Raw genomic sequence first — 17,922 nt, 5'->3', positions numbered from 1 at the left:
ATGTTATATTTCGAATGGGATGCACATAAGGCGTCAGCCAATCTCGCCAAACATGGCGTCAGTTTTGAAAGCGCCCGCAGCGTTTTTGACGATCCGTTCGCCGTAGATATGGAAGACCGTTCGGCAAATTATGGTGAAGTCCGGCGGCGTATAGTGGGGTTGGGCAACGGATTGGTTCTCACCATTATCTATACCGAACGAAGCGAAACGATCCGCATCATCTCCGCACGAAAAGCGACACGCGTAGAGCGTAAGGAATATAACGAGAATGGCTGGTAAAACCGATCAAACCGACTGGGTCCGTCTTCACGCCATGACCGACGAAGAAGCGGAAACAAACGCGCTTGCCGATCCCGATAATCCGCCCCTATCCGCCGAACAGTTCGCGGTTGCCAAGAAAATGTCCCGCATCAAGATCATCCGCCGGGCGCTGAAGCTGACGCAGGAAGAGTTTTCTGCGCGCTATCATATTCCACTCGGCACCTTGCGGGATTGGGAACAGGGTCGCAGCGAGCCGGATCAACCGGCCCGCGCCTATCTGAAAGTCATTGCCGTCGATCCCGAGGGAACGGCGGCCGCGCTCCGTAAGGGCGCGGCCTGACCAGCTTCACCCCATAAAATCCACCAGCAACTTCACATTCAGCCCCGCAATCACCACCGCAATCAGCCACGCAAAAGCCGAGAGCCATAACGGCGCTTTCAGCTCGCCCATCTTGGCCTTGTCGGCGGTAAACATCACGAGCGGGAAGACGGCGAAAGAGAGTTGCAGGCTCAGCACCACCTGCGTCAGGATCAACAGTTCCGCCGTGCCGCTGTCGCCATAAAAGATGGTCACGCCGGCGGCCGGGATGATGGCGATGCCGCGGGTGATGAGACGGCGCAGCCAGGGGGCGAGCTGCATCTTGAGGAACCCCTCCATCACGATCTGGCCGGCAAGTGTCGCCGTGACCGTGGAATTGATGCCGCAGCATAAAAGCGCTACGCCGAACAGCGTCGGCGCAATCGCGAGACCCAGCAGCGGCGCGAGCAGATTATGCGCTTCACCAAGTTCGGCGACATTGGTCTGCCCCGTCTTGTGAAAGGTCGCTGCTGCAAGGATAAGGATCGAGGCGTTGATGGTGAGAGCGAACATCAGCGCGATGGTGGAATCGAGCGTCGCAAATTTCAGCGCCTCGCGTTTTTCGGCAAGCGTTTCACCGATTTCGCGGGTCTGCACGATGCCCGAATGCAGATAGAGATTATGCGGCATGACGGTGGCGCCGAGAATGCCGAGCGCCAGATACAGCATGTCCGGATTGGTGACGATCTCGGTCGTCGGCGCAAAACCGAGGATCACCTGCCCCCAGTCGGGGTCGGCAAGCGCCACCTGAATGGCGAAACACACGGCGATGACGCCAAGCAGCGTGATGACCATCGCCTCCACCCAGCGGAAACCAAGCTTCTGCAGATAAAGGATCAGGAACACATCAAGCGCGGTGATGAGAACACCGAGTTCAAGCGGAATGCCGAAAATCAGGTTGAGGCCGATGGCCGTGCCGATGACTTCGGCAATATCGGTGGCGATAATGGCGATTTCGGCCAGCACCCACAGCAGCATCGCCACGGGCTTTGGATAGGCATCACGGCAGGCCTGGGCGAGATCGCGGCCGGAAGCAATCGCCAGACGGGCGCAGAGCGATTGCAGCACAATCGCCATGATGTTGGAAACCAGCGCCACGGTGAGCAGCGTATAGCCGAACTTGGAGCCGCCGGCGAGCGATGTCGCCCAGTTTCCGGGATCCATATAACCGACTGCAACGAGATATCCCGGCCCGAAAAAGGCCATCGCCCGGCGAAACGTGCCGGCATTCGGCTTGACCTTGATCGAACCGTGCACGTCGGACAACGACAGATCGTCGCCATTCCGCCGCCATCCAAAGACTGGCTTGTCCATTCCAAGAACTTTCAATTGGGAAATTGAGTTTATGCAATTGCAAATCATTCGCATAAACTGCATGGGCTGGCAAGCGGGCTTTTGGACCTTGTATTATTGCAGGGGATTGCGGGCATTTCGCCGCAAGGATCACTTCGCCGGATGCCCTCGAATCGACGGGATCAAAAGCGCCGCATAAGAACCGGCGGGATCAGCCCACGCGAGAAAAGGCCGGCTTTCAGGTGGCCAAGCGGCCCGATTGCGTCTGGCCATTGACAGCATCGATGTCGTGGCGTGTACACAGATAGCCAATAGACTTCGGACATATTTCAGAAGGAACAATCGCGTGAACCTGATTGCCCATGTCGAAATTCCCGTGCTTGATATTGATAGGGCGATGCGTTTCTACGGCGCCGTTTTTGATGTGCGCTTTGCGGAAATCGTCACGATCCACGACAACAGGATGGCCTATTTCCCCTTCGAGGAAGGCAAGGATGGGGCAAGCGGCGCGCTTGCCGAGGGTGAGACCTATGTTCCGACGAAAGACGGGGCGATCATCTATCTCAGCGTGAAGAACATTGACGATGTGCTTGAGAGAGCCGTGCAGCAGGGCGGCGAAATCCTGTTTCCCAAAACGCCGGTCGATGACAATCTCTTCGTCGCCGAAATTTCCGATAGCGAAGGAAACCGCATCGCGGTGCAATCCGCCTGATCCGGCCGTCTCCGTTGTAAATTGAAGAATGGCCGGGGCATCATTCCGTTTTCGATGCCCGGCCTTTGATGACAAGGGTCGGCCGTTCAGGTGAGCGCCCTCACGGCCTTGTCATCACCCCTGCCCCTGCCGGTGCGGAACAGCGGCGCACGCACCTGCGTTATCTTTCAGGAAGCAATCCAGTTCCGGGGAAGTTCATGCAAGACGGCAGCAAATTCAGCCTGGCGAACCGTCCAAGGCGATGGCCCAGATATATCATGGCACATAGAAGGCCGCGTGACTGGCTGATGACGATCAGCGGCATCGTGCTGCTCTTCGTGGTCGCCGCCGCGGTCGCCATGGGTTATCTCGTCACCAGCCATCCCGGCAAGCCGGAACCCAATCCCGGCATCGTCGAGGAACAGGCAGCGGAAAACGGCGGATAAGCGGCAGCGCAGAAAGCGCCGCTCTCAATCAGCTCAGCTGAGGCCTGCAAGATGCCCGCTGAACTGCGCCTCGTGCAGCCGGCTATAGTGGCCCTTGGCAGCCAGAAGCTCGGCATGCGCGCCGGTTTCGGCAATGCCGGTCTGGTCCACCACCACGATGCGCGAGGCATCACGGATCGTTGCCAGCCGGTGGGCGATGACGAGCGTCGTGCGGCCCCTGGCAAGCTCCGTCAGCGATTGCTGGATGGCCCGCTCCGTTTCCGTATCGAGCGCCGAGGTTGCTTCGTCCAGAATGAGGATCGGCGGGTTCTTGAGGAACATGCGGGCAATGGCGAGGCGCTGCTTCTGCCCACCGGAAAGCTTCACGCCGCGCTCGCCGATGACGGTGTCGAGCCCAAGCGGCATGGCCTCGATGACGCCATCCAGCCGCGCACGCCGCGCCGCATCCATGATCTGCGCATCCGACGCACCAAGCCGGCCATATTCGATATTCTCGCGGATTGTGCCGCCGAACAGGAAGACATCCTGCTGCACGATGCCGATCTGATTACGCAGCGAGGCAAGCTTCATCTTGCGGATATCGATGCCGTCAATGGTGATCGCACCGCTGGTGACATCATAAAAGCGCGGTAGAAGCGAGCAGAGCGTCGTCTTGCCGGCACCCGACGGACCGACAAAGGCCACGGTCTCGCCGGCGCTGATCTTCAGCTCGATATTGTCGAGAACCCGCTTGCCCTCGGCATAACCGAAACCGACGTTGCGATATTCGATGGCACCGGACAGTGCCGGCGCATCGATCGCATCCGGCGCATCGACGATATCGGGCGCTGTATCCAGAAGCTCGGTGAAACGGCGGAAACCGGCAATGCCCTTCGGATAGGTCTCGATGACCGAATTGATCTTTTCCACCGGGCGGAAAAACACGCCGACCAGCAGCAGGAAGCCGACGAAGCCGCCTTCCGTCAGGTCGCCGTTGATGACGAACCATGCACCGCAGATCATCACGATCATCTGCGTCAGGCGCATGCTCATATAGCTCAGCGAGGTGCTGGCCGCCATGATCTTGTAAGCGTCGAGCTTCGTGCGGCGGTATTTCTGGTTGTCCTTCTCGAACAGCGCGCGCTCGTGGTCTTCATTGGCAAAGGCCTGCACAACCCGCATGCCGCCGACATTTTCCTCGATGCGGGCGTTGAAATCCCCGACACGACCATAAAGCGCACGAAAGTTCTGCGTCATGCGGCCGCCGTAACGGCTGGTCACCCAGGCGGTGACGGGCACGACGGCGGCGGTGATGAGCGCCAGCTGCACATTGACCGACATCATCAGCAGAAACGCGCCGATGAAGGTCATGATGGCGATGAACAGATCCTCAGGCCCGTGATGGGCCACCTCGCCGATCTCTTCCAGATCCTTGGTCAGCCGCCCGACCAGATGGCCGGTCTTCTGGTTGTCGAAGTAACGGAAGGAGAGTTTTTGCAGGTGATCGAAGGCCAGACGCCGCATGTCGGTCTCGATATTGATGCCGAGCATATGTCCCCAATAGGTGACTGTCGCCATCAGCCCGGTATTCAGCACGTAGATGACCAGCAAACCCACCGAGGCGGCAAGAATGATTGCCCATTCACCGCCCGGCAAAAGCACGTCAACGAAGGTCTTCACCGCCATTGGAAAACCGAGTTCGAGCACACCCGACAAGACCGCGCAGGAAAAGTCGAGGATGAAGAGACCGCGATAGGGACGATAATAGGCGAAGAAACGGCGAAGCATGGCATGACCTGGAGAGCGGGCGCGGCAAAATTCGCGCCGCAGAAAACGGGAGTTCAATTGTCATATTTCAATGCGCGCGCCAAGACCGATGTTCTATTTTTACCAAAATCGTTCAACAGCTTCGGCAATAAACACACAACGGTAATGTGATCGGGTTATATTGCACTTATATGTATCGGTGTGACAGAGTGAATGCACCCCTTTGGGGGAGAATGCGAGAAAGAGCCTGCCGTGAGTAACAATGACAGTCGTAAGCAGAGTGGCGAACCGAGATGGCTTGGTCCCGCCAGTCCGACGCGGATCGCCCTGATCCCGCCCATCTCGGCTGCGCGCTGGCTGCTCGTTCTCGTCGCGCTTGCGGGCACCTATTTCTTCCACGGCTTTCTGGTTCCGGTTCTCGCCGCCCTCGTCATCGGTTTTGCCAGCTGGCCGGTCTACACGCGGCTTCTGCGACAGGTGGGCGGCAACACCACCCTCGGCGCATCCATCGCCATCGTCCTCATCCTTACCTTTCTCGTGGTGCCGATCTTTATCGCCGCTTCCTATACGGCAAGCGAAATTCGCGAATGGTTCGGCTGGGCGGTGCATGTCAACAAGGCGGGCGCTCCCGTACCGGACTGGATCGCGGCGCTGCCCGGCATAGGCCCTTGGCTCGGCGAACAATGGGTGAAATATATCGGTACGCCGGGCGCCATCGGTGAAGTCATTCAGCTCGTCAGCGGCGCCAATATCGGCAATATCTACCGGGCGATCCTTGCCGCCGGCAACGGTGCCTTCCACCTTGTCCTCACCCTGCTGTTCATGCTGATCGCGCTGTTCTTCGTTTATCGCAACGGCGCCGGCTTCTCCCGTCAGGTCGATCTCGTCGGTGAGCGCATCCTGCCGACACGCTGGGAGCGCATCTCCCGCGTCGTGCCGGCCACCATCAGCTCCACCGTCACGGGCATGACGCTGATCGCCATCGGCGAAGGCATCATCCTCGGCATCGCCTACTGGATTGCCGGCGTGCCCTCGCCCGTCACGCTCGGCGTGCTGACAGGCGTCATGGCGCTCATTCCGGGCGGCGCGCCGCTCTCCTTTACGCTGGTGTCGATCTATCTGGTCGCCAGCGGCTCCCCGGCTTACGGTCTGGCGCTGTTCGTCTGGGGTTCGGTCGAACTTTTCATCGTCGACAAGACCATCCGCCCGAAACTCGTCGGCGGACCTATCAAACTGCCTTTCCTGCCGACCTTTTTCGGTCTCGTCGGCGGCGTCAAGACCATGGGTTTCCTCGGCCTGTTCATCGGCCCGGTGCTGATGGCGCTGCTGGTGGCAATCTGGCGCGAATGGGTGCGTGAAGTGGAAATCTCCGCCGCCGTAAGCACAGAGACCCCGCCCCCGCCACCCACGCAGGACGACCCGGTCGCAGATGCCATCTCGCGTGAAGACGAAAGCGACGAAACGACGGCGTTTCGAAAAGCGGCGTTTTGATGCTGAAGCCTGCGGCGAAGGGCGATTGCCTGAAACGCCAGATGGCAGGCCAAAGTCGATTCTCTCTTCTTCGTCATGCCGGACCTGATCCAGCATCAAGCCACGGCGCGTCTGCGCCGTGCACAACGTGTCTTCGCGATCAGGGACTTGATCGCAACAGACCCCGAATCTGGTCCGGGGTGACGCGGGGCTGATGCTGCGGCCGACGCCTCCTCATCCCCGAACCATTCGAATCCGCGCCCGGCCCCTAAAGCGCCTTTTCCATGAACATGCTGAGCGGATCCGGCCTGTAGGGCGCAAAGGCCTCGATCTCCACAAACCCCGCCTTGCGGTAAAGACCGATCGCTTCCGGCTGGCTGATGCCGGTTTCGAGCCGGATGGCGGTAAGGCCAAGTTCGATGCCGCGCGCAACAAGCGTATCCATGATCAGCTTGCCGATCCGCAATCCCCGCGCGTCGGGATCAACGAACATGCGCTTGATTTCCGCCGTACCGTCGCCCGCTTCCACCAGCGCGCCGCATCCAACGACACGCCCCTCATGGCGCGCCACAAAAAACGAGGCATTGTCCTTTTCCAGCAGGCCGATATCGACCAGATGGTTGCTCTCGGCGGGATAAAGTGACGCCATGTAAGCATTGGAAAGATCAATGAGGCGCAGAACCGCTTCCTGCCGGGGTGTTTCAAGTTTGATTTCGATGGCCAATGCGATGCCTGCTTTCTCTCAAAAAATGCGTATTTCGTCGTAATGTCACTGCAATCCGGATAGATGAGTTTCTAGAACAGATTTCCCGACAGAGGCAACACACCCATGAAAACAGCCCTCGTTCTCATGACCTTCCTTGGCTGCGACGACAGCGCCACCGACTGCCATTACCTCGCCACCTCGCAGCAGCGCTGGACCAGCATCGAGCTTTGCGACGCCGTGTCGGAAAAGGAGCTGGAACGTTACGCCAATGCCTCCTATCCGGTCGTGGTGGCCGTCTGCCAGACACCGGACGAGCAAACGCCCCAGACGGCGGGTAACGCTCCCGGCGCACAGCCCCCTGCCGCTGCGGCACCCGCGGGAACGCAACAGGCGATGGAACAGGTGACGCCAAAGGAAGAAGAGAGCCTCACCAAGCGGGCAATCAGCCGCGTCAGCCGCATCCTGCCTTCTACCGAAGGCATAAAGCATCTGCTGGGCACGCCGGTCAGAGTGGTCGAAAACAGCTATTCGTGGATTGCCAAACGCCTGGAGAAATAAAACTCAGGCAGCCTCAACCGTCAGCGCCTCGGCATAATACCGGGCCTTCTGCCGTTCTTCCGCAATCGCCAGCTTGCGCACGGCATGCAGCAGTTCGAACAACGTTTCGGAACCGTTGACGTTGCGGAAATGCGCCAGCAACTCGGCGGAGACGGAGGCTGCCGCCTCGGAAAGCTGCGAGCGGGCGGCACGCCGCCACATCAGCGTCGCCTCGATGAAGACGTCAACGACGTCGCCGAAAAGACCGATCGACTGGAACAGGGCCTTCAGCGCGTGCGGCCGCCCGGTTGCCAGGATGGCGCGCACCTTGCGGTCTTCGAGACCGGAGAGATTGACCATGGCCGCCGTGAAAAATTCCAGCCGGCCCGAGCAGACGGCATGGATGAGCAGCGCCGGGGTCAATTCCAGCCTCTGGCGCAGATGTTCCACCAGCGCCGGCAATTCGGGCGAAGAAACGGCTGCTGCGATGAGGATGGTGGCGGAATCCTCCGCCTCGCGGAAAATACTGTCGGCGCGGTTGCCTGCGATGAGCGCATGAACCAGCGCCGAACCCGCCAGAGCTTCGCTGACACGCGCCATCAAAAGGTGCCGCGCATCAGCGGGCAGCGCCTCACGGCAAAGCAAGAGATCGCGAATATCGGCGTCGCAGCCATGGCGCTCGGCAATGCGCCGCAGCGAGAACGGCGTGATGAAGGCGTCGTCATTCTCGAGAAGAATGATGGTTTCCGAGAGGTCGCCGACCTCGGCAAGTGCAGCGCAGACCCCGCGCGGCAGACCCGGCCTTGCGGCAATGAGGGCACGCGTCAGGCTCTCGCCGCGCCCGGCAAGGTCGACCAGATCGGCTTCGGTGAGAACAGGCGAACGGGCAATCACCGTGCAGGCGATTTCCGGCTGGTCTTCGGCAAGTGAAACGAGAATGGCACGCGGCGCATCGGTAGCATCCGCCAGCGCCTCGGCAAGCGCCAGCCGCACACGCGGCGAAGGATCGTCGAGCAGATAGGTCATTGCCATATAGGCAGCATCGCGGTTTTCCCGCGCCATGTCGGAATGCAGATAGGCACGGCCGAGAGCATTGGCGGCCTTCGCCCGCTCGGTCGATCCAGCCTTTTCAGACCAGCGAAGAAATGCCTGTACGATCACCTGAGCCTCGAAACACATTCGCAACAATGGATGACGGCATCATCGCCGCCACCATGTATAAAACTCTAGGCGCAAATGGTTTACGTTTGGTTCACCATAAAATTTAACCCTTGCCGGCGAAGGAATATATTTACGGCGCAGTAGAGGGACGCTGCAGCTGGAATACATCGCTGCCGCCATCGCAGTAATCCATATAGCCCATGCGCGCCACGGGACGCGCAAGCCCCATATCGATGCGGCCATCGCGGATGATCGCATCATCAATATGGATCGCCATGACCTGACCGATCACCATCCACGACTCCGATGGCTTTCCGTCGATATCGTTCAGTTGCTGAATCTGGGTCACGCGGCATTCCAGCGCCGCCAGCGCCTCGCCCACAAAGGGCGCATCCACCACCTTCCCGTCAACGGCAGTCAGGCCGGCAAGGGCGAATTCATCCACATCGTAAGCAACCGGCGCGGAAGAGGCATTCATCCGGTCGATCAAATGGCGGCTGACAAGGTTGGCGGTGAAAACACCGGTCTCCTCGACATTACGCAGGCTGTCCTTCCGGCCGCTGGAGGAAAACATCACAAGCTTCGGCCGGTCCGAAATCGCGTTGAAGAAGGAATAGGGCGAGAGGTTCAGCACGCCCTCCCTGCCCTTCGAGCCGATCCAGCCAATTGGCCGCGGTGCGACGATGGCTTTGAACGGATCATGCGGCAGGCCATGCCGGTTGGTGTCGGTGGTGTAAAACATCAGACGTCCCCGACCCAGGTGACGATATCAGCAAGCTCCGGACGCGGCCGTTCCACCGGCGGGAATGTCGTCGAGCCGATATGGATATAACCCGCCACCTTCTCTTCGGCGCTGACGCCGATTTCCGCCAGAAAGGCCGTATCGAAGGCAAGCCATTCCGTCAGCCAGTTCGCGGCATATCCGCTTGCATTGGCGGCGAAGATGACATTGAGGCAGACCGCACCGGCCGACATCACCTGTTCCCACTCCGGGATCTTGAAATGCGGCTTGGCGGTGCTGACGACGGCAATGACGACTGGCGCGCGGGTAAAGCGGGCGCGCTCGGCATCCTGCTGCTGCAGATCCAGTTCCGGGTTTTTCTCAAGCGCGATCCTGAGCGCGACCTCGCCGAGACGCACACGATCTTCACCGCGATAAACCACGAAACGCCAGGGGGCGAGCTTGCCATGGTCAGGCACGCGCACGGCAAGCCGCAGGATTTCCTCGATCTGCGTCTTCGAAGGCCCCGGCTCGGCAAGCTGCAAAGCGGGCGTGGAGCGGCGAACCTTGAGGTAGTCGAGGAGCTTGATATCGCTGGTCATGATCAAAAATCTTCCATTCTGCTGTCATCGCGAAATTATGGGCCTTGAAATAGCCATGGCATTGGTTTTGAAGTGATCCGGGAAATTCTAGAAGTCAATCGGTATCGAAAATGTCGGCAATCAAATTCGCGGCCAAATTCGCGACACGTCTGGCCATTGCATGCGCCGCGCTCGGCGTTTTATCACAAGCCGCTTTTTCGCAGGACGCCTTTAAAGACTTCAAGCAGCTGGGCGGCACGCCGAAAATGCCGAAGCTCAATGCTTTCACCGCGCCAACAGCACCCAATGCCCCAGAAAGCACTGCCCGCGATATCGCCATGGAAGCCAAGCTGACGAGCGGCGGCGAAGCGGTGAAGGAAGGCCTGTCCTGGCGCGTCTTCAGCCCCATTCCGGGTGCCGATGGCAAATTGCCGATGCTGGCAAGCTCGGAGGGCGGCTCGGCGGAATTCCATCTGGTGCCCGGCGAATATTTCGTCAACGTCGCCTTCGGCCGCGCCGGCGTCACCAAGAAACTCAATATTCCGACATCAGGCAACGTTCAGAAGCAGGTGCTTATTCTCGATGCCGGCGGTTTCGTGCTGAATGCGGTCGCAGGGTCCGACAAGCAGATTTCCGGCGGCCAGCTGAAATTTTCGGTCTACTCCTCCGATGCCCGCCCGGACGGTGAGCGCGGCCTGGTGATGGCCGACATCAAGCCCAATACCGTCGTTCGCCTCAATGCCGGCACCTATCACGTGGTTTCCGAATACGGCAACGTCAATGCCGTCGTGCGCGCCGATATCCAGGTGGAAGCCGGCAAACTCACCGAAGCGACGCTTCAGCATCAGGCAGCACAGATCACCCTCAAGCTTGTCTCCGACGAGGGCGGTGAGGCCATTGCCGACACCGCCTGGTCGGTGCTGAACGGCGGCGGCGACGTGGTGAATGAAAGTGTCAGCGCCTTTTCGACCATGGTCCTGGCGGAAGGCGAATATACCGCCATCGCCCGCAACAAGGACAAGGTCTTCCAGCGCAATTTCAAGGTTACGTCCGGTCGGGATTCCGATGTGGAAGTGCTGATGAAGGATCAGGCGCCGGAAGACATGACCGGGGATTTTGAGTAGGTTTCGCTGCCTGTTCAGAGACGAAGTGCCTTGAAATCCCATCACACTCCGCGTCATCCTCGGGCTTGACCCGAGGATCCACAGTTCGGCGGTGAGAATGGATCCTCGGGTCAAGCCCGAGGATGACGTGCAGAGAGCTTTTAGCGCCCCTCACCCAAAAACGAAAACGGCCCCCGAGGGGGCCGTCATTTTCATCAAGCAACCTGCTTCTTCGCCGCAAGCTTGCGCTTGACATCCGGCGGCGTTGCCTCGTCCACGAGGCTGGTAATCGCATCTTCCAGCGACATCGGCGTCTGGTTCTGCGAACCGAGGCGGCGGATGTTGACGGTGCGCTCTTCCGCTTCCTTGCGGCCGCAGACGATGATGACCGGAACCTTGGTCACCGAATGTTCGCGGACCTTGTAGTTGATCTTCTCGTTGCGGAAATCGGTCTCCACCACCATGCCCGCCTCGCGCAGCGCTTCGGCCACTTCGCGGCCGTAATCGTCTGCATCCGAGGTGATGGTGGCGACTACGACCTGCAGCGGTGCGAACCACAGCGGCATATGACCGGCGAAGTTCTCGATCAGGATACCGAGGAAGCGCTCCATCGAGCCGCAAATGGCGCGGTGAATCATCACCGGCTGCGTCTTTTCGGAATTCTGGTCGATATAGAAGGCGCCGAAGCGTTCCGGCAGGTTGAAGTCCACCTGCGTCGTGCCGCACTGCCATTCACGGCCAATGGCATCCTTCAGCGTATATTCGAACTTCGGCCCGTAGAAAGCGCCTTCGCCCGGCAGGATGCCGGTCTTGATGCGGCCTTCGGACTGCTCCTCGATGGTCTTCAGAACCTCCAGCATCACGCTTTCGGCGCGATCCCAGAGATCGTCGGAACCGACGCGCTTTTCCGGGCGCGTGGACAGCTTGACGACGACTTCACTGAAACCGAAATCCTCGTAGACGGAGAGGATCAGGTCGTTGATGCGCAGGCATTCCGCCGCCATCTGCTCTTCCGTGCAGAAGACATGCGCATCATCCTGCGTAAAGCCGCGAACACGCATCAGACCATGCAGCGCACCCGATGGCTCATAACGATGGACATTGCCAAATTCCGCAAGGCGAACCGGCATTTCTCGGTAAGACTTCAAGCCATGCTTGAAGATCTGGACGTGACCGGGGCAGTTCATCGGCTTGAGCGCAAACACACGCTGATCGGCTTCCTCATCATCAGGATGGGTAAAAGCATGGGCGGATTTAACCGCGAACATGTTTTCCTGATACCAGCCCCAGTGACCGGAGGTTTCCCACAAAGACTTGTCCAGAATCTGCGGCGCGTTGACTTCCTGATAGGTGTTGGCAAGACGCCGGCGCATATAGGCCGTCAGCGTCTGGAACATGCGCCAGCCCTTGCCGTGCCAGAACACGACGCCCGGACCTTCTTCCTGGAAATGGAACAGGTCCATTTCGCGTCCGAGGCGGCGGTGGTCGCGCTTTTCAGCTTCAGCCAGAACATGCAGATAATTGTCCAGCTCTTCCTGTGTCGCCCAGGCGGTGCCGTAGATGCGCGTCAGCATCGCATTGTTGCTGTCACCACGCCAGTAAGCGCCAGCCACCTTCATCAGCTTGAAGGCCGTGCCGATCTGCCCGGTGGACGCCATATGCGGGCCACGGCAAAGATCGAACCAGTCACCCTGATAATAGATCTTCAGGTCCTGGCCTGCCGGAATGGCATCGACCAGCTCGACCTTGTAGTTCTCGCCCTTGGCGGCAAAGACTTCCTTCGCCTTCTCGCGCGACCAGACCTCGCGGGTAAACGGCTTGTTGCGCTGAATGATTTCCTTCATCCGCTTTTCGATCTTCGGCAGATCTTCCGGCGTGAAAGGTTCGTTCTTGGCAAAGTCGTAGTAAAAACCGTTTTCGATCACCGGGCCGATCGTTACCTGCGTACCGGGCCACAGTTCCTGCACGGCTTCAGCCATGACGTGCGCGGCATCGTGGCGGATAAGCTCCAGCGCACGCCCGTCTTCACGCGTGACAATCTCGATTTTGCCATCGGTGATGGTCTCGGACAAATCGCGCACGGTGCCATCAAGCGCAATGGCGACAGCCTTCTTGGCAAGCGATTTGGAGATGGATTCGGCGACTTCACGGCCAGTCGTACCGGCGGGGTAGCTGCGCACGGAACCATCGGGAAATGTAAGGGAAACAGCTTCAGACATTGTCGAATTCTCCTGTCCAGTCCCGCCAACGAATGCGGGTGGTGTTGGAATAATAATCGCCCGAATGATAATAATGGGCAGGCAGGCTGATAAAGGCTTTTGCCATTCCAGTCAAAGGTGAACGGTGTTTCACCCGAGCATTTTCGCCAGCCCGTTGACGGTATTGGCGTTGCGGGTTGTGCCTATGCCAAGCCTTTTCGTGGTCAATACTGACAGCAACCGGCTCTCGCTCGGCTTGCCCTGAAAATCGATCCAAAGCTCGCCGCCGACCACGGCAATCTTTTCCTGCTGACGATATTTCTCCAGTAATCCGAGAACCTCTTCGCCAAGTGGCTGCCGCATCACCCGAATGCAGACGTCAGGAGAATTGCCGTGCGGAAACGGATTATCCGACGCCAGTTTCAGCCAGTCGCTGCCCGCCCGAACAAGTATATCGACATGTTTGCCGAACCGCTTTTCGAAGGCGCGCTCAAGACGGTCTTCGAATTCCGGTATCGGCCCAGCCTCGGCACGAAAAACCAGATTCCCGGTCGCAACCAGCGTCCTGCAGTCCTGAAATCCCAGTTCCTCCGCCATTGCCCGCAGATCGGCCATCACAAGCCGCTTGCCGCCGCCAAGAACGATGCTGTGCAGCAGAGCCAAATACTCGCTCATCTGGGCAGGTTCCAGTAACGCCACGGCGTCCACCAATGCCTCTTTTCGCCCAGCGTCTCCGGCACCGGGTCCAGCCCGCTGGTACCGCCCGGGCCGCAGCGCGCCACACGAAACAGCGTCATCCAGCCGCCCGGCCAAAGTCCGTGACGGGCGATGGCCTCATAACCATATTCCGAACAGGTGGGGATATGGCGACAGGAATTGCCGATGAAACCGGAAAGCGTCAGCTGATACAGCCTGATGAAACCGACACCCAAAAGCCGGCCCGGCGTTTTGGCAAAGGTCCCGCCCCAGTTACGGGATTGCCCGGCCCTCGCCGTCTCTTGATGCCGGCAGTCCGGTTCGCCGCACATCGTCTAACCCGCAACATTCAGGACCGGCCGGCCTTCGATCTGGTCGAGCGCATCGACCACCGCTTCGAAAGTCAGCATGGTGGAAGCGTGGCGTGCCTTGAAGTCCCGGACGGGGGAAAGCACCCGCATATCCTCAAAACGGCCCGTCGGCCCCTCGCCGCCCTGTTTCAGCATGGCGAGCATATCTTCCCGCGCCTTTCGGATTTCACCGCTGGAAGCGCCGATGACATGATGGGCCATGATGGAGGCCGAGGCCTGACCAAGCGCACAGGCACGAACCTCGTGCGAAAATCCGGTCACGATGCCGTCTTTCACCTTCAGATAGACCTTGAGTTTCGAGCCGCATAGCCGCGAGTGTTTTTCGGCGCTGGCATCGGCATCCTCAAGAACGCCGATCAGCGGAATATTCCCGGCAAAGTCCAGAATGCGGTTATTATAGATGTCATCCATCGTCAGGTGTCCGGCGCGCTCAAAATGCCCAAAACGGGACAGGTCATATTTTCCAAACACAGCGTTTGTCGCAGTGAAGCTTTCCTGCCCTTCATTCTCATTATATGCTAACGAGCTTTCTGGACATCAAGCCATGATGAAATTAACGGCTTCGATACCGAATTATCAGCGGCGGCCTTGCCAAAATGCTGTAAAACAACCAGATAGCAGCAACTGCGAACACGAGTTCGCGATGAAAAACGAGTTCAGGTGCGGCCTTTACCCGCATCGGGAGAGACGAAATGGATGCGATCGTGAAGAATTTCCCCGGCGCTGGCACAAAACCCGACGTGGCCGAGGCCCGCCCAAGCCAGGCGGAAGCGGAAGAAGCAGTACGCGTTCTTCTGCGCTGGGCGGGAGAAAATCCTGCCCGTGAAGGACTTCTGGATACGCCAAAGCGTGTCGCCAAGGCCTATCGCGAACTCTTTGCCGGTTATGAGCTGAATGTTCAGGACGTGCTCGGCACGACCTTTGAGGAAGTCGGCGGTTATGATGATGTGGTGCTGGTGCGCGACATCCCGTTCTTCTCCCATTGCGAACACCATATGGTGCCGATCGTCGGCAAAGCGCACGTCGCCTATCTTCCGGCTGGCCGCGTGCTTGGCCTGTCGAAGATTGCCCGCGTCGTCGAAATATTCGGCCGCCGCCTGCAGACGCAGGAAAACATGACCGCGCAAATCGCCAGATCCATCGAGGAAACGCTGAAGCCGCGCGGCGTGGCCGTCATGATCGACGCCGAACATATGTGCATGTCCATGCGCGGCGTAAACAAGCAGGGGTCGACAACGCTGACCACCAGCTTCACCGGCACGTTCAAGAACGACCCGGCCGAGCAGGTCCGCTTCATGACCATGGTGCGGAACCGCTAGGCATCGGACCGAATCGCCAGCGCGTTTTTCGGAAAATCCGGTGATCAGATAAGACCTAGAGCGGCGGAATCGATTCCGTTCTTTCGCCGCTCTGATCATTCCGCCAGTTCAGTTTCCGGGGTTATCATGTCCATTCCCTTTCCATCCGCGCCTGCGGATAAGGAAGTGCTCGAAAACGCGGGCCTTTTTTCGCCGAAATTCGATGCCCACGGCCTCGTCACCGCCGTGGTAACCGACGCTCGCGACGGCGAGTTGCTGATGGTCGCCCATATGAATGCAGAGGCCCTGTCGCTGACGCTGGAAACGGGCATCGCCCATTATTACAGCCGCTCGCGTGACAAGATCTGGAAAAAGGGCGAAACATCAGGCAACCTGCAGACGGTGAAGGAATTCCGCACCGATTGTGATCAGGACGCCGTATGGTTGAAGGTCTCCGTCGCCGGCCATGATGCGACCTGCCACACCGGCCGCCGCTCCTGCTTTTATCGCACCGTGGAAATGTCTGATGGCAATGCCGTGACCAAAATCACCGACGATACTCGCCATTTCGATCCGGCAACCACCTATTCCGGCACATAAACGGCCGGCTTCCATCGGCCGCACCAATTTGCTACCAATATAGCAGGTTCCGGGGATAGGACGGAGCCTCACGGAACTGGCAGGGAGTGCGATCATGTTGGGATGGGGAAATCGTCGCAATCAGCTCGCGGCTGGAAACCCCGAATACATGGAGCCGCCCATCGTCACCGAGCGCGTCGATACGCGCCGCATCGCGCTGGCGCTTGGTGGCGGGGCCGCGCGCGGCTGGGCCCATATCGGCGTCCTGCGGGCGCTGGATGAGGCAGGCGTGAAGATCGGCATGATTGCCGGCACGTCGATCGGCGCGCTGGTGGGCGGTTGTTACCTCGCCGGCAAGCTCGATGAACTGGAAGAATTCGCCCGATCTTTGACGATGCGCCGCATTGCCGGCCTGCTCGACCTGACGATCGGCGGCGGCGGCCTGTTTGGCGGCATGCGGCTGACCAAGCGCATGCAGGAGCATCTGGAAGGCCTGCGCGTCGAAAACCTCGAACATCCCTTCATCGCCGTCGCCACGGAACTGCGCACCGGCCATGAGGTCTGGATCCATCAGGGCGACCTCGTCACCGCGCTTCGTTCATCCTATGCACTGCCGGGAATTTTCGAACCGGTGCAATGCAATGGCCGCACTTTGATCGACGGCGCGCTGGTCAACCCCGTGCCGGTTTCGGTCTGCCGGGCCTATGAGCAGGCGCTGGTCGTTGCCGTCAATCTCAATTACGATCTCTTTGGCCGTTCCGCCGTGGTCAAGCATGCAGCCTCCCCACATGCAGGCTCCGCTCCGCCCGTAGAGAGCGCGCCGCGTCCCGGCCTGCCGGGCGTCATGGTGCAGGCCTTCAACATCATTCAGGACCGGATTTCACGCTCGCGCCTCGCCGGCGATCCGCCCGACCTCATGCTGCATCCACGCATCAACGATATCGGCCTGTCGGAATTCCATCGCGCCAGCGAAGCCATCGACAGGGGATATCAGGAAACCCGCGCCCGTATTCCCGAGCTGGAGCGCATGCAGCAGGCGTTCCGGCGCTGAGATAAAGGCCGCCGATAAGGCTGTCAGGCAATTGTACCGCGCCGGAAACGTAGAACACCTCCTGCTTAATTCGCTACTGGAAATGCCCTGCCCCCGGCGCAAGGTTTCAGCCGGCGATATAGGCCTTGATATGTTCGGCCTCGGCCTCGATCTCGCCGATCCGCGCCTTCACCACGTCACCGATGGAGATGATGCCGGCGAGACGTCCGTTTTCCTCGACCGGAACGTGGCGGAAACGCCCGCCTGTCATGATTTCCATCAGTTGGTCGGTAGTGGAATTACCATGACAGCGGATGACGTTCTTGGTCATGGCCACCGAAACGGACTGCTGGAGAGAAGCGGCGCCCTGGCCCGCCACGGCCTTCACCAGATCGCGTTCCGTGAAAATGCCGAGAACGACGCCATCGGCATCCGTCACGACGACCGAACCGATCTTGTGCGCATGCAGCGTTCCCGCTGCCTCGCCGATGCTGACCTCCGGACCTACAGTCACGACGTCCCGACCCTTGCGGTCGAGAAGATCTTTTACGAATGTTGCCATGCCTTCCTCCTCTTTTCAGCGATCACAGCACGCCGCAGTCTCCCCCGGCGGTTGCAAATCATGAACCATGGTGCGCTGAGGCCCGTGTGAATGCAATCCCGGATGGGACGCGCC

At 59.4% G+C, this 17,922-nt stretch carries 21 protein-coding genes; 10 read left to right on the top strand and 11 right to left on the bottom strand.

Annotated elements, in window-relative coordinates:
• Together FCH38_RS10035 and FCH38_RS10030 are read left to right on the top strand one after the other, a co-directional pair.
• Positions 1 to 279 carry a BrnT family toxin gene (locus tag FCH38_RS10035; protein ID WP_149897417.1) on the top strand — a complete coding sequence of 93 codons (279 nt, stop codon included), beginning with the start codon at positions 1 to 3 and terminating at the stop codon, positions 277 to 279.
• Positions 269 to 601, top strand: coding sequence for a helix-turn-helix domain-containing protein (locus FCH38_RS10030; RefSeq protein WP_174373626.1), 333 nt, complete (start codon positions 269 to 271; stop codon positions 599 to 601). Before FCH38_RS10035 ends, FCH38_RS10030 begins: the two co-directional genes overlap by 11 nt.
• A 6-nt stretch (positions 602 to 607) precedes the next feature.
• Here FCH38_RS10030 and FCH38_RS10025 read toward each other — a convergent pair whose 3' ends face one another.
• Positions 608 to 1,933: an Nramp family divalent metal transporter gene (locus tag FCH38_RS10025; RefSeq protein WP_174373625.1), complete on the bottom strand. Its 1,326-nt coding sequence runs from the start codon at positions 1,931 to 1,933 to the stop codon at positions 608 to 610.
• A gap of 325 nt (positions 1,934 to 2,258) precedes the next feature.
• On the opposite strand from FCH38_RS10025, the gene FCH38_RS10020 reads away from it, so the two are divergent.
• Together FCH38_RS10020 and FCH38_RS10015 are read left to right on the top strand one after the other, a co-directional pair.
• On the top strand, positions 2,259 to 2,624 hold the full coding sequence (locus FCH38_RS10020) for a VOC family protein (RefSeq protein ID WP_174373624.1): 366 nt from the start codon (positions 2,259 to 2,261) through the stop codon (positions 2,622 to 2,624).
• 197 nt (positions 2,625 to 2,821) lie between these two features.
• On the top strand, positions 2,822 to 3,049 hold the full coding sequence (locus tag FCH38_RS10015) for a hypothetical protein (protein WP_153513945.1): 228 nt from the start codon (positions 2,822 to 2,824) through the stop codon (positions 3,047 to 3,049).
• Positions 3,050 to 3,082: 33 nt separating this feature from the next.
• On the opposite strand, the gene FCH38_RS10010 is transcribed toward FCH38_RS10015, so the two are convergent.
• Complete coding sequence (locus tag FCH38_RS10010; protein ID WP_153513946.1) at positions 3,083 to 4,816, bottom strand: ABC transporter ATP-binding protein; 1,734 nt, start codon at positions 4,814 to 4,816, stop codon at positions 3,083 to 3,085.
• Between the two features lie 231 nt (positions 4,817 to 5,047).
• Here FCH38_RS10010 and FCH38_RS10005 point away from each other — a divergent pair, with 231 nt between their 5' ends.
• Positions 5,048 to 6,286: an AI-2E family transporter gene (locus FCH38_RS10005; protein ID WP_174373623.1), complete on the top strand. Its 1,239-nt coding sequence runs from the start codon at positions 5,048 to 5,050 to the stop codon at positions 6,284 to 6,286.
• A gap of 247 nt (positions 6,287 to 6,533) precedes the next feature.
• On the opposite strand, the gene FCH38_RS10000 is transcribed toward FCH38_RS10005, so the two are convergent.
• A complete protein-coding gene (locus FCH38_RS10000) occupies positions 6,534 to 6,989 on the bottom strand; it encodes a GNAT family N-acetyltransferase (protein WP_149897411.1) in 456 nt (151 codons plus the stop codon).
• Positions 6,990 to 7,094: 105 nt separating this feature from the next.
• On the opposite strand from FCH38_RS10000, the gene FCH38_RS09995 reads away from it, so the two are divergent.
• The gene (locus FCH38_RS09995; protein WP_174373622.1) at positions 7,095 to 7,529 is read left to right on the top strand and encodes a hypothetical protein; all 435 of its coding nucleotides are present in this window, start codon (positions 7,095 to 7,097) and stop codon (positions 7,527 to 7,529) included.
• Positions 7,530 to 7,532: 3 nt separating this feature from the next.
• Here FCH38_RS09995 and FCH38_RS09990 read toward each other — a convergent pair whose 3' ends face one another.
• From FCH38_RS09990 to FCH38_RS09980, 3 genes are all read right to left on the bottom strand, one after another.
• A complete protein-coding gene (locus FCH38_RS09990) occupies positions 7,533 to 8,687 on the bottom strand; it encodes a DUF2336 domain-containing protein (protein WP_153513950.1) in 1,155 nt (384 codons plus the stop codon).
• Between the two features lie 112 nt (positions 8,688 to 8,799).
• A complete protein-coding gene (locus FCH38_RS09985) occupies positions 8,800 to 9,411 on the bottom strand; it encodes a flavin reductase family protein (RefSeq protein WP_153513951.1) in 612 nt (203 codons plus the stop codon).
• Positions 9,411 to 9,992, bottom strand: a complete 582-nt coding sequence (locus tag FCH38_RS09980; RefSeq protein WP_174373621.1) for a nitroreductase family protein — start codon at positions 9,990 to 9,992, stop codon at positions 9,411 to 9,413. The genes FCH38_RS09985 and FCH38_RS09980 overlap by 1 nt, the downstream gene beginning before the upstream one ends.
• Positions 9,993 to 10,102: 110 nt before the next feature.
• On the opposite strand from FCH38_RS09980, the gene FCH38_RS09975 reads away from it, so the two are divergent.
• Complete coding sequence (locus FCH38_RS09975) at positions 10,103 to 11,095, top strand: hypothetical protein (RefSeq protein ID WP_149897406.1); 993 nt, start codon at positions 10,103 to 10,105, stop codon at positions 11,093 to 11,095.
• A 194-nt stretch (positions 11,096 to 11,289) separates the two neighbouring features.
• Here the strand turns inward: FCH38_RS09975 and thrS are convergent, their stop codons facing one another.
• From thrS to FCH38_RS09955, 4 genes are all read right to left on the bottom strand, one after another.
• Positions 11,290 to 13,293, bottom strand: a complete 2,004-nt coding sequence (thrS, locus tag FCH38_RS09970) for a threonine--tRNA ligase (RefSeq protein ID WP_149897405.1) — start codon at positions 13,291 to 13,293, stop codon at positions 11,290 to 11,292.
• Positions 13,294 to 13,422: 129 nt separating this feature from the next.
• Entirely contained in the window at positions 13,423 to 13,947 is a 525-nt protein-coding gene (locus FCH38_RS09965; protein ID WP_174373620.1) for a DUF1697 domain-containing protein, read from the bottom strand.
• Positions 13,944 to 14,300 carry a membrane protein insertion efficiency factor YidD gene (gene yidD, locus FCH38_RS09960; RefSeq protein WP_174373619.1) on the bottom strand — a complete coding sequence of 119 codons (357 nt, stop codon included), beginning with the start codon at positions 14,298 to 14,300 and terminating at the stop codon, positions 13,944 to 13,946. The genes FCH38_RS09965 and yidD overlap by 4 nt, the downstream gene beginning before the upstream one ends.
• Positions 14,301 to 14,303: 3 nt before the next feature.
• Entirely contained in the window at positions 14,304 to 14,750 is a 447-nt protein-coding gene (locus FCH38_RS09955; protein WP_174373618.1) for an iron-sulfur cluster assembly scaffold protein, read from the bottom strand.
• Positions 14,751 to 15,031: 281 nt separating this feature from the next.
• Between FCH38_RS09955 and folE the strand changes: the two genes are divergently transcribed.
• From folE to FCH38_RS09940, 3 genes are all read left to right on the top strand, one after another.
• Positions 15,032 to 15,658 carry a GTP cyclohydrolase I FolE gene (gene folE, locus FCH38_RS09950; RefSeq protein WP_046798300.1) on the top strand — a complete coding sequence of 209 codons (627 nt, stop codon included), beginning with the start codon at positions 15,032 to 15,034 and terminating at the stop codon, positions 15,656 to 15,658.
• A gap of 126 nt (positions 15,659 to 15,784) precedes the next feature.
• On the top strand, positions 15,785 to 16,237 hold the full coding sequence (hisI, locus tag FCH38_RS09945; RefSeq protein ID WP_149897401.1) for a phosphoribosyl-AMP cyclohydrolase: 453 nt from the start codon (positions 15,785 to 15,787) through the stop codon (positions 16,235 to 16,237).
• 94 nt (positions 16,238 to 16,331) lie between these two features.
• Entirely contained in the window at positions 16,332 to 17,267 is a 936-nt protein-coding gene (locus FCH38_RS09940; protein ID WP_153513957.1) for a patatin-like phospholipase family protein, read from the top strand.
• Between the two features lie 106 nt (positions 17,268 to 17,373).
• On the opposite strand, the gene FCH38_RS09935 is transcribed toward FCH38_RS09940, so the two are convergent.
• Positions 17,374 to 17,808 carry a CBS domain-containing protein gene (locus FCH38_RS09935; RefSeq protein WP_149897399.1) on the bottom strand — a complete coding sequence of 145 codons (435 nt, stop codon included), beginning with the start codon at positions 17,806 to 17,808 and terminating at the stop codon, positions 17,374 to 17,376.
• Positions 17,809 to 17,922: the final 114 nt, after the last annotated feature.

Source organism: Agrobacterium tumefaciens, from assembly GCF_013337285.1.
Classification (GTDB): Bacteria; Pseudomonadota; Alphaproteobacteria; order Rhizobiales; family Rhizobiaceae; genus Agrobacterium; species Agrobacterium burrii.
Note: the sequence above shows the minus strand (reverse complement) of the source record. Positions and strands in the feature narration are given on the sequence as shown.

What these genes read in the sequence shown, in the direction of transcription:
- FCH38_RS10015 (WP_153513945.1), top strand. Translation starts at nt 2,822, where the DNA reads ATGCAAGACGGCAGCAAATTCAGCCTGGCGAACCGTCCAAGGCGATGG.
- hisI (WP_149897401.1), top strand. Translation starts at nt 15,785, where the DNA reads ATGTCCATTCCCTTTCCATCCGCGCCTGCGGATAAGGAAGTGCTCGAA.
- folE (WP_046798300.1), top strand. Translation starts at nt 15,032, where the DNA reads ATGGATGCGATCGTGAAGAATTTCCCCGGCGCTGGCACAAAACCCGAC.
- FCH38_RS09935 (WP_149897399.1), bottom strand. Translation starts at nt 17,808, where the DNA reads ATGGCAACATTCGTAAAAGATCTTCTCGACCGCAAGGGTCGGGACGTC.
- thrS (WP_149897405.1), bottom strand. Translation starts at nt 13,293, where the DNA reads ATGTCTGAAGCTGTTTCCCTTACATTTCCCGATGGTTCCGTGCGCAGC.
- FCH38_RS09955 (WP_174373618.1), bottom strand. Translation starts at nt 14,750, where the DNA reads ATGGATGACATCTATAATAACCGCATTCTGGACTTTGCCGGGAATATT.
- FCH38_RS09940 (WP_153513957.1), top strand. Translation starts at nt 16,332, where the DNA reads ATGTTGGGATGGGGAAATCGTCGCAATCAGCTCGCGGCTGGAAACCCC.
- FCH38_RS09965 (WP_174373620.1), bottom strand. Translation starts at nt 13,947, where the DNA reads ATGAGCGAGTATTTGGCTCTGCTGCACAGCATCGTTCTTGGCGGCGGC.
- FCH38_RS09980 (WP_174373621.1), bottom strand. Translation starts at nt 9,992, where the DNA reads ATGACCAGCGATATCAAGCTCCTCGACTACCTCAAGGTTCGCCGCTCC.
- FCH38_RS10035 (WP_149897417.1), top strand. Translation starts at nt 1, where the DNA reads ATGTTATATTTCGAATGGGATGCACATAAGGCGTCAGCCAATCTCGCC.
- FCH38_RS09995 (WP_174373622.1), top strand. Translation starts at nt 7,095, where the DNA reads ATGAAAACAGCCCTCGTTCTCATGACCTTCCTTGGCTGCGACGACAGC.
- FCH38_RS09975 (WP_149897406.1), top strand. Translation starts at nt 10,103, where the DNA reads ATGTCGGCAATCAAATTCGCGGCCAAATTCGCGACACGTCTGGCCATT.
- yidD (WP_174373619.1), bottom strand. Translation starts at nt 14,300, where the DNA reads ATGTGCGGCGAACCGGACTGCCGGCATCAAGAGACGGCGAGGGCCGGG.
- FCH38_RS09990 (WP_153513950.1), bottom strand. Translation starts at nt 8,687, where the DNA reads ATGTGTTTCGAGGCTCAGGTGATCGTACAGGCATTTCTTCGCTGGTCT.
- FCH38_RS09985 (WP_153513951.1), bottom strand. Translation starts at nt 9,411, where the DNA reads ATGTTTTACACCACCGACACCAACCGGCATGGCCTGCCGCATGATCCG.
- FCH38_RS10025 (WP_174373625.1), bottom strand. Translation starts at nt 1,933, where the DNA reads ATGGACAAGCCAGTCTTTGGATGGCGGCGGAATGGCGACGATCTGTCG.
- FCH38_RS10010 (WP_153513946.1), bottom strand. Translation starts at nt 4,816, where the DNA reads ATGCTTCGCCGTTTCTTCGCCTATTATCGTCCCTATCGCGGTCTCTTC.
- FCH38_RS10030 (WP_174373626.1), top strand. Translation starts at nt 269, where the DNA reads ATGGCTGGTAAAACCGATCAAACCGACTGGGTCCGTCTTCACGCCATG.